Below are 13052 nucleotides of genomic sequence, written 5' to 3'. Positions count from 1 at the left end.
CACTTTAGTTTACCAAAAGGTTATATATAAACAATATGCGTCAGCTAAAAATTGCTACACAGATTACTAACAGAGACTCACAGGCAGTGGAAAAATACCTGCAGGAGATCTCTAAAATTTCAATGATTACACCCGAAGAAGAGACCGTACTCGCCCAGCGTATCAAAATGGGTGATCAACGTGCTTTAGACAAGCTCGTTCAGGCCAACCTTCGTTTCGTGGTTTCTGTGGCAAAACAATATCAGCACCAAGGATTGTCGCTTAGCGACCTCATCAATGAGGGCAACCTTGGTTTGATTAAAGCAGCCCAACGTTTTGATGAAACCAAAGGGTTTAAGTTTATTTCTTATGCCGTATGGTGGATTCGTCAGAGCATCTTACAAGCTTTGGCCGAACAAGGACGTCTGGTACGCTTACCACAGAACAAAATTGGCACTTACAACAAAGCCAACAAGGCCTACATGGCATTTGAGCAAGAGCATGAAAGAGAACCTTCTACCGAAGAGCTTTCGGAACTGCTGGAGATGAGTGAAACCGAAATCAATAACATCTTCCAAAGCAACACCCGTCACACTTCACTAGACGCTCCGGTACATGAAGCGGAAGATGTGGCTATGGGAGATCTGCTGGAAGGAGGTTCTAATACCGACGAAGATGTGATGAAAGATTCACTGCGCAACGAAATCCGTCGCGTGCTGAAATCTCTCTCTCCACGTGAAGCTGAAATTGTAAATGCCTATTTTGGTCTTGATGGTGAAAACGGTGTAACCATTGAACAAATCGGTCAGAAATACGACTTAACGAAAGAACGCATTCGTCAGATAAAAGAACGTGCGATTAAACGCCTTCAGAAGGCGAGATATAGTAGCGCTCTAAAAGCCTACTTAGGTTAAAAAATTATGAGACTCAAAGCTCCGGTCCGTGGCCGGAGCTTTTTTTATGCCTTCCTGCGAAATGTACTTCATTTCAAATAAAAAAATATTGAATTATTATTGCGTCTAAAAATATTGGCGTGAAGATACTTGTAACAGGCTCTAATGGATTTGTAGGCAGTCATGTTGTAGCTGCTTTGCTGAAAGAAGGACACGAAGTATTTGCCTCCTCTCGCACAGGAGATGCCTCCTCCTTCAATAAACAGTATCCAACCTATCGCTTTATACAGGTGGACTTTACCGATCCATTCTCCCTACACGACGCCTTTGAATTCGTACAACCTGAGGTGGTAGTACATTGTGGGGCTATGAGCAAACCCGATGAATGTGAACTGAATCAGGCTGATGCATACGACGTGAATGTATACGGCACATTGCAATTATTGCTAAATGCAGAAACCTATCAGTCCTTCTTCGTACACCTATCTACTGATTTCATATTCGACGGAGAGAAAGGAATGTATACCGAAGATGACCCTGCCAATCCCATCAGCTACTATGGTCGAACAAAGAAAGAAGCAGAGGACGCCGTTGCTGAATATAAATTCGATAAAGCTATTGTAAGAACTAGTTTTGTATATGGCAAACCTCTTTACGGGCGGGATAGTTTTATTGGACTGATAGCAAAAAAACTGAAAAATAATGAACCCTTTAAAGTGGTAAATGATCAGCAACGCACACCGACCCATGGCGAAGACTTAGCAAAAGGCATTAGAACCATCATTAACAAGCGCGCCTGTGGTGTATATAATCTGGCAGGAAAGGACCTGCTTACACCTTATGAAATGGCCCTTGCCACAGCAGCATATTTAAATATTTCGGCACACCAACTGACACCTGTAACCCGAGCAACATTTCAGGAAAAGGCGCTGCGTCCTCTAAATGGAGGCTTAAATATTGCAAAAGCACAAAGAGAGCTAGATTATCATCCTATGAGTTTTGCAGAGGGACTCGAAAAAACACTGGCTGAATAAGTGCCCTCATCCATATTCTCATCCATATTGCGCCAACAGAGCCTGCACCTCTTCCAAAGTATTGACATCCTTGACGGTTTTATCTTTACGCCAGCGTAAAATACGCGGAAAACGCAGCGCCACGCCCGACTTATGACGGTTGCTTCGAGCAATACCTTCGAATCCTATTTCGAACACCAACTCGGGCTTTACGGTTCGCACAGGACCGAATTTTTCTACCGAGTTGTTTTTTATAAAACGATCGACCTCTTTTATTTCCTGATCGGTAAGACCTGAATACGCTTTAGCAATGGTAACCAGCCGTTCTCCCGATTTTACAGCAAAAGTATAATCGGTATAAAAACCACTCCTGCGGCCACTCCCCTTCTGCCCGTAAATCAAAACGGCATCGATAGATAAAGGGTTTATTTTCCACTTCCACCAATCGCCTTTTTTACGTCCGGTATGATAAATAGAGCCTTTTGCTTTTAACATTAGCCCCTCGCTATTTACCTGCCGTGCCTGTTCCCTTAAGGCTGCCAATTCGATCCAGTTGGCAAACCCTACAACCGGAGATATTTTTATATTCTGTAAAGGAACAGAAGTAATTATTTGCTCTAATAGTTGTCTTCTTTCGATAAGGCTTCTTTCTCGAATATCAGTGCCGTTCACTTCCAGAAGATCGTAAGCATAAAAACCTACTGGCACTTCTTCCTGTAATTTTTTGGAAATAACTTTTCTATTTAATCGCTTCTGCAGATGGTTAAAATTCAGTACCTGTCCATCTTTATAGGCTAGAATTTCACCGTCTATAACCGTACCGTCGGGCAGGTACGATGCTATAAATTGTAAATCGGGAAACTGATCGGTGACCAATTCCTCTCCCCGACTCCATAAAAACAACTCATTGCCCCGCTTAATCATCTGGCCTCTGATACCATCCCATTTCCATTCGGCTTGCCACTCCTCAGGGTTTCCCAGCTCCTCCACAGGCTTATCCATGGGATAGGCTAGACAAAAGGGGTACGGCTTGGAGTGATCGGCATTAATATGCTTACCGGCAATGAGATCGGTATAATCGGCTTCTTCTGGACGCCATTGCCCCATAATACTATGCATAATGGTATTGCTATCTACCCCTGTAAACTTCGAAAGCGCATTGACCAATAATTTGGACGATACACCAATACGAAATCCGCCGCCAATGAGTTTATTAAAAATAAAACGCTCATTATAATCCAGCCCGTTCCAAGCTGTAAGTACAAAAGTTTTCTTTTCTTCTTCGCTTTTGGAAGCCAGCTGTAGCAACTCTTGCATCCATTGTGACAAGCTTTTGTCAATACGTTGTTGAGGCTTAGGCAATATTAGGCTAATGGTTTCACCTAAATCTCCCACATTACTGTAACATTCCAGAAACAGCCACTCAGGAAGTTCCGAAAGCTCCAGCGCCCATTGTCGCATCAGCGTAGTTTTTACAGGTCGTTTAGGGCGACGTCCTGTAAATAAGGCTATCAACCAAAGCTTATCCTCATCCGGTGCTACTGAGAGATATGCGACGATAGCATCCAACTTATCGTTGGTCTTATTGCTAACTTCCAATGCTTGTATCAATGCGGCAAAATGTTTCATACCTCCGGAGAGATTGCTTCTTTGGAATTATCGGCCTCCGCTTCCTCATCACTACCGTATTGCGTTATTACCTCTTGAGCAGCAATACCTATTTCATTAAGATATTTCGAAAAAGTAGCGGTGTAGCCATGTGTCACATATACCTTCTCAGCGCCAGTATACCGAATGGTATCTAACAATCCTCGCCAGTCTGCATGATCGCTCACTGCAAATCCGGCATCCACACTTTGCCATCGTCTGTTGCCCCGCACCTGCATCCATCCCGAACAAATAGCTATAGCCCCGTGGGGTATTTTTTTTATCATATTTGTTCCCAATAAGGATGGTGGTAAAATCACAATACTGTTTTGCAAAGCCGTTCGAGGTGTATCGCTCGTCCATTGTTTGGCATGTGGTAATGTAATACTAGCAGATCGAATGGCTTCATTAAGTCGCTCAATGGAACTATGCACAAAAATGTTGGCCACACCTTCTAGTCCTTTCATGAGTCGCTGCGCTTTTCCTAAACTGTACGCTATGAAAATGCTGGTGCGACCGTTAGACTGATTGCGGAGGATCCACTGCTTGATGTTGTCGAAAATTTGCACTTGCCCTAACCAATTATAAATCGGTAACCCAAAAGTGCTCTCCGTTACAAATTCGTTACAACGCAAAGGCTCAAAAGGTGTAGAGATGCCGTCGTTTTCAGTTTTATAATCACCCGAAACCACGCTCACAAATCCCTTGTACTCCAATCTTACCTGTGCAGAGCCGATAATATGTCCAGCAGGATGTAAACTAAGCTTAACACCGTTGATATTTTTAGTTACTCCATAAGGCAATGTTTCTATCACGGTGTCGGGACCTAATCTTACCTTTAGAATAGGCTGGGAGAATTCATGTGCCAGATAGTATCTACTACCCCAACGGGCGTGGTCGCCATGGGCATGAGTAATCACCGCAAAATCGACGGGCTGCCAGGGATCAATATAAAATTTTCCTACTGGACAATAAATACCTTTAGCAGTAAATTGTAAAAGGCTCAATGATAAAAGAATTTGTATAGAAATTTACCCAAATATCATTCCTTATTTATTATATCAACGAGTAATTGTACGAAAATTTAGTGTGATTATAAAAATGGCCAGCCATTAAGCTGACCTCAAGACTTTATAAGCTTTGACAAAAGCAGCATTAGCTTTCCGCAGCAGAAGTAATTTTGTCCGTTATAATGTAGTACTTCTGACCATTAATCTCCTCCTCATGCCACCGCCAGTCCTTTAGGTTTATGGATGTGGTCACAGAAGATAAATACTTGATGGCATCTGCAGTGAATTTAATAGGCAGTTCCTTGGGATAAGCACTCTCGCCATCAATGACAGTTAACATTGCCTGATTGTTGGTTAGAGCGTTTCTCATATATTAAAAAATTAATATTTTTTTAATATTAAAGAAGTCAAATCCAGCATTTAGACTTTTGTATAACAATAATCTAGCTATAAGGTTGAAAATGGGCTAGCAAGTATTTTCTGAGTAAAAAATCCACAAAAGGTACGCTATACGCTTAAAAAAGCGGCTGCTAATTTAGCATTTTTTCTGTTTTTTACAAAACAGATGAGCCTGACAGGGCTTTTAACAAGTGCTACTGATGCAGGCTATGTTCTTCTACTTTGCCTCGCTAAATGGTATTGACAAATGCCAAGCCTTAAGTTTCGGATTTTGCTTCGATAGCCTCTCCAATGGTTTTTACATCTGCTTCTGCAATATCTCCCCAGATTTGCTTCCACCGATTTTCGTCTTTTCTGATTTGAGTAATCTCTTGACCATCGATATGGCAGATATAAAACGGTATTCCATCGGTAGTCTCAGTATAGGTTACCTGCACCCGTTGCGACTTCCCATTTACCTGTGCATCTATTAAGAAATCATTTTTATTGCCATATTCCATATGTGTATGTTTTTAAGTAGCCCTGGTAGTTGATAATTCAGCCTAGATACACAAAATGGTACCAAAACCAAGCCAAAACTGATTACGGGATGCGAAATCTTAAACCCTTATTATCGGTGTTGTAGCATACATTTTGCAGAATAAGATTTGTTAGGCTACCTTCGATTTTGTGGACTAATTTTTACATTAGTAAAAATTAACATGTATTATATAATTATTTTCTAAGTTTGAACCTAGCCAACAATTCATTAGTATTGTAAGGCCAACAAGATAATATAGTTTTGAGTAAAGGATTAAGAAAAATTTTAAGGATTATACTTTGGACTGTGGCCGGCATTATATTGTTGGTCATACTTGCAGCGACATCTCTTACCGTTCCTGCCGTACAAAATTTAGTGAAAAACAAAGTCATCACTTATCTTAAAAAAAAGACAGACACCGAAATTAGTCTGGAACAGATTCGTATTACTTTTCCTTCTGGATTAAAACTTCAACAGTTTTATATAGCAGATAAGAATCATGATACCTTATTATATGCCGGAAATCTGAGTGTACAGCTGAACATGCTAGGATTTTTAAGAAATAAGGTAGAAGTGAACTCTATCGCATTGGAAAGGGTCTATGCCAACGTGCATCGCCTACATCCCGATACTGTATTCAATTATCAATTTCTGGTTGATTCATTGGTAAGCGATGCTCAGGAAGAAGTGAAACCTCCTAAGGAAGATACTGCACCACTACAACTGAAGCTTGGTAAAATTCTTCTGGATGATATTCGCATCAATTTTAAAGATGATGTAGCGGGAAATGATGCCGGCATTGCATTAACCCGTTTAAACGCAGTGGTGGATAAGTGCGACCTAGAAAACATGCACTATGTGCTCGACAGATTAGATTTAAAAGACACTCGCCTACACTATTTTCAGAACAAACCTCTTACTACCCTTAAACAAGTAGCGGTAGAAGCCATAGAAACAACTCAAGACGAGTCCGGAGGGAGTTTGCCTTTGATTGAAATGAAAAGCTTTTCGTTCAATGGAGTGGAACTGAAATACGATGATCGGCTTTCAGATATGCAAGCCTCTGCATTTCTTAAAACATTCCACCTTCGTGATCTGTTGATAGACCTCACACATGGCAAGTACCAAACCGATAAGGGAGAACTCAGTAACTCAATTATCGAATTTGCTTATCATCCCGGACCTAGTACTAATGAGGATAAAAAAACTACCACAGATACTACTGAGGCCTCCTCATTTAGCCTTAATCTCAATAATATTGTTTTAGCCAATAACAGAATAAAATACGACGATCTCTCCGCACCACGGGAGCAAGGTGGTGTAATGGACTTCAATCATCTGAACGTAAAAGGACTAAGTCTGAACGCGGAAAAATTTATCATAGACCGTTCAGGCATTACCGCAGTTATAAAAGATGCTCAGCTGAAGGATACCTGCGGATTTGAGCTAAACGATCTAAAAGGTCGTGTAGTATACAATACCGAAAAATTGAGTGTGGAAGATTTAATTATAAAAACACCGCACACCTCTATCCATAATAATACGCTACTTACTTATTCATCAATCGATGATCTTACCAAATACCCGGAAAGAGTAGGTGTAGCACTTAGCTTTGACAACTCAACCTTAGGATTAGCTGATGCGGCTTACTTCTCCACTGCAATTCCGGCAACTTATCGCCATCAACAATTGCAAATGGTGGCATCGGTGAAAGGACGACTAAACGATATCACTATTCATACATTTCGTTTACACGGCCTGAAGAATACCGACATCGATATTACCGGCAATATCAGAGGTCTACCTGATACAGACAAAGCATACTTTAATATCAATATCCCCAAATTACGCACCTCAAAAGCTGATATTAATGCGCTTGCACCAAAAGGAACCATTCCCCAAGACATTGAATTACCCGGATACATTGCTGCCTCCGGGAAATTTGCAGGCAGCATAAAAAACTTTACGACCCATTTCAATATAAATACCGACATGGGAAATGCCCAGCTCCATGCAAAAATGGGTGGCTCTGCCAAAACACCTTCCTATACAGCCCATGTAGACTTAAGTAAAGTACATGTCGGAAAGCTTTTAAAAAGAAATGATGTAGGAGAATTGAGCCTGGTATTGGATCTCAATGGTAGCGGCATTACTCCCGAAACAGCAAATGCCGTTGTAAATGGTAAAATATTAAGCGCACAGTATAATAATTATAACTATCAGAACATACAGCTTGATGGCAAGTTTGCCAATCAGACATTGGAACTAGCAACCAGTAGTCCTGATTCCAATGCGCACTTTGATATTGTAGCGCGTGCGAGTATAGGAGGCCAGTACCCCTCCCTTACCGGCAACATCGATTTAAAAAGAATCGATCTGCAAAAACTAAATTTTTCAGATACGGAGCTGAAAATTGCCGGACTTGCAGTATTGGATTTTCCGACCCTAGATCCTGATTATCTAAACGGAACTGCAGTGATTAGTAGCGTCCAAATTGCCACTGATGGGAAAGTTCTTAACATGGATACTGTGCAGCTGGCTGCTCAAGCTACAGATTCTTCCAACTACTTACGACTTACTTCAGAAATTATCAGTGCCGAACTAAACGGAAAGTATCAACTTACCCAAATCAGTCAGGCCTTTATTAACGAAATCAGTAAATATTACGCCTTTGCACCTGCAAAACCTACTCCGCCACAACACATGCAATTTCATGCAACAGTACACGATTCCAAGCTATTGAAAGAGTTGGTGCCGGAGTTGAAAGCTTTTAATACTTCAACGTTGAATGGAGTGCTCAATACGGATGCAAATAACCTGACTATTCACGGAAACTTTCCACGCATTGCATATGGAGACTTCAATATAAATAACATCCAACTGAACATTGGCAACAGAGATACTACAGCTCTGGATTACGAATTGAATATTGCCAACATTCAAAGTCCGTCTATTCAGCTTTATAATGCTGCCGTTACAGGAAATGCTGCGGACAATTTGCTGCATGTAAGCCTCTTTTTACGCGACAGCAAGAACCGCGATAAATATACCATTGGTGTTAATTTCAAAGCAGCAGACGGCACCTATCAGTTTTCACTCGATCCGCAGCAACTGCTATTAAATTATGATCGATGGAATGTTGCAGCCGATAATTTGATACAATACGGCAACGCTGGCATATACATCCGAAACTTTGTCATTAGCAACAACGGTCAAGCGTTATCGGCCAATAGTATATCAGACACACCTAATGCCCCCATTAAAATTGCTTTTAAAGATTTCATGCTGGAAACGCTTACGCGGTATGCCGAACAAGACACTTCACTGGTGGGCGGTTTGCTCAACGGAACCGTGGAACTTCGCAATGTAACGGATTCTATGCAACTAGAAGCTAATCTTGCAGTAAGTCAGCTTCGCTATCAGAATGATCTCTTAGGAGATTTGGAAATATACGCGGATAATTATACTAAGGATGCCTATAAAGCTGATATAACACTTAGTGGCCCTCATGACTTGAGAATCTCCGGATTTTATTATACAAGTGATAAAGGCGCTCTTGATATTACTGCTGCCATTAACCGTATTGACTTGAAATACATCGAAAGCCTATCCGGGGGGCAGGTACGAAATGGAAGTGGTACACTTACAGGTAACATTACGGCTAAAGGCTCGTTAACGTCACCAAAAGTTTTGGGCAACCTGCAGTTTAAAGAAGCAGGACTGAATATCACCCAATTGAACTCTTACATCAGATTAAAAAATGAAACCATCTCATTTGTCGACGACGGAATTCAGTTCAATAATCTAACGATCCTAGATTCATCTAATCAAGTCCTAACGCTGAACGGCATGATTAAAACCAAAGATTATCAGAATTTCGGTTTCGATTTAAGGTTGCGGGCTAACAACTTTAGGGTATTGAACTCGACTGTTGCAGATAATGAATTGTTTTATGGCAAGGTATATCTTACTGCAATGGCTCAGATTGGTGGTGATATGAACAAACCTGAAGTTACCGGTACGCTTAGAGTGAATAAAGACACTAGGTTTTTCTTTGCCATACCGGATAGTGATCCGGACATCGTTAATCAGGAGGGCATTGTAGAATTTGTGGACATGGATGCACCACCTAATAACAGCCGACAAGCACTTGATGTGGACAGCATTACACGAGCTCCACTGAAAGGCATTAATCTATCCATGAACCTCCTTACAGAAAAAGAAGCCGAAATTACAATCGTAGTAGATCCTGCAAATGGTGATGCCTTGCTAGTAAAAGGTGAAGCAGAATTAAACCTAACCATGGACCCTAGCGGTACCATTGCAATGACTGGTCGTTACCTTATTTCGGAGGGTAATTATAATTTATCTATTGGAGGCCTCGCAAGAAGAAAATTCATATTGCAGCAGGGTAGTTATATCCAGTGGACTGGCGCTCCCACTGAGGCGAATATCAATATCACAGCTACTTATAATATCAATACCTCGGCTATCGATTTGATTGCTGACCAGATACAAAACGTGGATCAATCCACGAAGACCACCTATAAACAAAAGCTACCGTTTATTGTGTACCTGAAAATGACCGATCAGCTATTAAAACCGCGTATCAGTTTTCAGATCGATATGCCCGAAAATGAGCGAAACGCCTTTAGCGGTATTGTCTATACGCGCTTACAACAACTGAATACTAACGAAAGCGAACTGAACAAACAAGTATTTGCCTTATTGGCCTTAAACAGGTTTGTATCCGAAAATCCTTTCGAAAGCTTATCCAGTGGCATTTCTCCCGAAATGCTGGCACGGCAAAGCGTTAGCCGTCTGCTCACACAACAACTGAATAATCTCGCCGCCGATTTGATAAAAGATGTGGACATTTCTTTCGATCTTACGTCAGAAGAAGATTATAGCACCGGTTCACAGCAAACAAGAACTGATCTAAATGTTGCTCTATCCAAAAAACTGCTTAACGATCGTTTAACCATCACTGTAGGTAGTGACTTTGCATTGGAAGGATCCCGGAACACAGGTTCGGGAACGAATATTGCTGGTAATGTCAATATCGAGTACGCATTATCACGTGATGGGCGGTATAGACTAAGAGCTTATAGGCGCAACCAAAACGAAGGTGTCATCGAAGGCCAAATTATTGAAACCGGCTTGGGATTTGCACTGGTTGTAGACTACAATCGATTTAAAGAAATTTTCGACAGCTTTAAAAAACGAAACAGACGCGGTAGGGAAAGGTAAAACACAATATTAATCTTGAAGTAACCTCTTTGTGAGTATTTATATCTATATGCTAAAGCGCTGGAACATACTACTTCTAATCATTACTGCAGTTTTGCTTTACTCCTGTAGTGGAACAAAATATTTGAAAGAAGGACAGGTTTTATATACAGGAGCGGAGGTAAAAGTAAACCCGGATAGTGCTCGAAAAGTTCCGGGAGAGAAATCTATAAAAAGTACACTGGAAGAACAAACCCGACCTTTACCCAATAAATCCTTGCTGGGAATGCGATACAAACTATTTTTTTATAACCTAGCAGGAGAACCCAAAAAACAGAAGGGATTCAAATACTGGATGCGAAATAAGTTGGGTGAACCACCCGTATTGATGAGCGATGTACGTTTACAAACCAACATCAATGTATTACAGAGTTATCTACTGGGGAAAGGATATTTACAGGCTCAGGTATCTGCAGATACTGTAATTAAAGGAAAAACCGGAAAAGTAATTTATACAGCTATCACCAAAGATCGATATACACTTAACAAAATACAATTTCCTCAAGAACCCACTGCCCTAGACAATCTCATTCGACGCACTTCTAATGAATCGCTTCTTAAAAGTGGTGAATACTATGATATCGATATTTTCACAGCAGAAAGGGAGCGTATAGACAGTGAGTTGAAAGAAAGAGGGTATTTCTTTTTTAATCCGGATTATATATTGCTACAGGTAGACAGTACCATTGGCAATAATCAGGCAGATGTATATGTGAAAGTAAAAGACCTAACGCCTATCGAAGCATTAAAACCTTACAGAATAAATGATATCAATATTTATCCCAACTATAATTTACGCAGAGACTCAGCCATCAAGCATACTGCCCCGATTGTCTACAAAGACTTTAATATCTATGACCTTCAAAACACATACAAACCACAGCTATTTGAAAGGCTAGTATTCTTTAAAAAAGACGAACCCTATAATAGGAGTAACCACAGCCTGAGCTTAAATCGTCTTGTAAACATCGGTACATTCCGATTTGTAAAGGCCGAATTTAAACCTATCGATACGTTGGAAAGTGATCTGCTAGATGCTAATTTTATTCTTACTCCACAAAAGAAACGTTCTCTATCATTTCAAGTACTCGGAACCAGCAAATCCAACAATTTTGTGGGATCGGAGTTAAAAGTATCAGCCACTAACCGCAACTTATTTCGCGGAGCGGAGCAATTTAATGGCAGCCTGAGCGGAGGTTTTGAGACGCAGGTTAGCGGAGCTAATTTAAACTCTTATTCACTTTCCGCAGATGCTTCTCTGATTTTTCCAAGAACTGTTGCCCCGATTCGGCTTAAAAATCTTGGGAACTCGGTTCCTAAAACACGTATTTCCTTAGGTGGCCAATTCTTGAGCCGAGCATTGTATTATAGCCTAATCTCCGGAAAAGCAGAGCTGGGGTACAACTGGAAAGGCAGTGAATATATAGAGCACAATCTGAACCCCTTATCAGCTACCTACGTGCGTACACTGAATACCACTGATAGCTTTAACGTTTTGTTGGAGCGAGTACCCTCCCTCAAAGCCAATTTTGAGAATCAATTTATCTTCAGCTCAAGCTATAATTTTGTGTATAGCGATTACTTTAAGGAAAATAAGCGCAATCATATCTATTTCTTGGGCTCTTTTGAAACTGCGGGCAATCTTGTAAATGCATTTTTGAAAAAAAGAAATGAGAACGGACAAAAAACATTGTTCAACACTGCCGTAAATCAATTCATCCGTATTGAGGCAGATTTCCGCGACTTTTATAAACTCACGAAGAATTCGATACTTGCCGGTCGTGCCAACATAGGCTATGGTATTCCATATGGAAACAGTAATGTGCTCCCTTATATCAGACAATTCTTTGCAGGAGGTAGCAACGATATTAGAGCATTTCGCGCCCGAGCACTAGGTCCCGGCACTTACCATTACCCCGACAGCAGCAGGTATTTTGCAGATCAGGGTGGCGATATTAAAATGATGCTGAATGCAGAGCTGAGAACAAAGCTTTTCAGCATCATACATGGCGCCGTATTTATCGATGCCGGAAATGTATGGACTGCCAAGACAGACTCTTCCAGAATGGGCAGTAAGTTTAAGCTAGCCAATGCATTGAGTGAATTTGCAGTAGGTGGCGGTGTGGGACTCCGTGTCGATGCTACGATATTTGTTGTAAGATTCGACCTAGCCATGCCACTCCGAAAGCCATGGTTGCCAAAATCGGAGCGATGGGTACTAGATAAAATACGATTTGGTGACCCGGCCTGGCGCAAAGAAAATTTAATTCTGAACATCGGTATAGGATATCCATTCTAAATA

8 protein-coding genes are annotated in these 13052 nt (G+C 41.0%); 4 read left to right on the top strand and 4 right to left on the bottom strand.

The features are described 5' to 3' along the window. The first annotated feature begins 35 nt into the window (after positions 1-35). Together V2H41_RS02250 and V2H41_RS02245 are read left to right on the top strand one after the other, a co-directional pair. Positions 36-893: a sigma-70 family RNA polymerase sigma factor gene (locus tag V2H41_RS02250; protein ID WP_330973490.1), complete on the top strand. Its 858-nt coding sequence runs from the start codon at positions 36-38 to the stop codon at positions 891-893. Between the two features lie 119 nt (positions 894-1012). Next, positions 1013-1906 (top strand): SDR family oxidoreductase, encoded by an 894-nt coding sequence (locus V2H41_RS02245; protein ID WP_330973489.1) that lies wholly within the window; start codon positions 1013-1015, stop codon positions 1904-1906. An 18-nt stretch (positions 1907-1924) separates the two neighbouring features. On the opposite strand, the gene V2H41_RS02240 is transcribed toward V2H41_RS02245, so the two are convergent. The 4 genes from V2H41_RS02240 to V2H41_RS02225 all read right to left on the bottom strand — a co-directional run bounded on the left by V2H41_RS02240 (position 1925) and on the right by V2H41_RS02225 (position 5441). Beyond that, the gene (locus V2H41_RS02240) at positions 1925-3514 is read right to left on the bottom strand and encodes an ATP-dependent DNA ligase (protein WP_330973488.1); all 1590 of its coding nucleotides are present in this window, start codon (positions 3512-3514) and stop codon (positions 1925-1927) included. Beyond that, entirely contained in the window at positions 3511-4539 is a 1029-nt protein-coding gene (locus tag V2H41_RS02235; RefSeq protein ID WP_330973487.1) for a ligase-associated DNA damage response exonuclease, read from the bottom strand. The genes V2H41_RS02240 and V2H41_RS02235 overlap by 4 nt, the downstream gene beginning before the upstream one ends. A 148-nt stretch (positions 4540-4687) precedes the next feature. Continuing rightward, a complete protein-coding gene (locus V2H41_RS02230) occupies positions 4688-4912 on the bottom strand; it encodes a hypothetical protein (protein ID WP_330973486.1) in 225 nt (74 codons plus the stop codon). Positions 4913-5198: 286 nt separating this feature from the next. Then, a complete protein-coding gene (locus tag V2H41_RS02225) occupies positions 5199-5441 on the bottom strand; it encodes a hypothetical protein (RefSeq protein WP_330973485.1) in 243 nt (80 codons plus the stop codon). Between the two features lie 281 nt (positions 5442-5722). On the opposite strand from V2H41_RS02225, the gene V2H41_RS02220 reads away from it, so the two are divergent. Both V2H41_RS02220 and tamL read left to right on the top strand, forming a co-directional pair. Then, a complete protein-coding gene (locus V2H41_RS02220) occupies positions 5723-10711 on the top strand; it encodes a translocation/assembly module TamB domain-containing protein (RefSeq protein ID WP_474064769.1) in 4989 nt (1662 codons plus the stop codon). Positions 10712-10742: 31 nt separating this feature from the next. Continuing rightward, positions 10743-13049, top strand: coding sequence for a translocation and assembly module lipoprotein TamL (gene tamL / locus V2H41_RS02215; protein WP_330973483.1), 2307 nt, complete (start codon positions 10743-10745; stop codon positions 13047-13049). Positions 13050-13052: the final 3 nt, after the last annotated feature.

Origin of the sequence: Niabella digestorum (genome assembly GCF_036409055.1) — a bacterium.
In the GTDB taxonomy this organism is placed as follows: Bacteria; Bacteroidota; Bacteroidia; order Chitinophagales; family Chitinophagaceae; genus Niabella; species Niabella composti.
The sequence above is the reverse complement of the archived record's forward strand: the minus strand, read 5'-3'. Positions and strand labels throughout refer to the sequence as shown.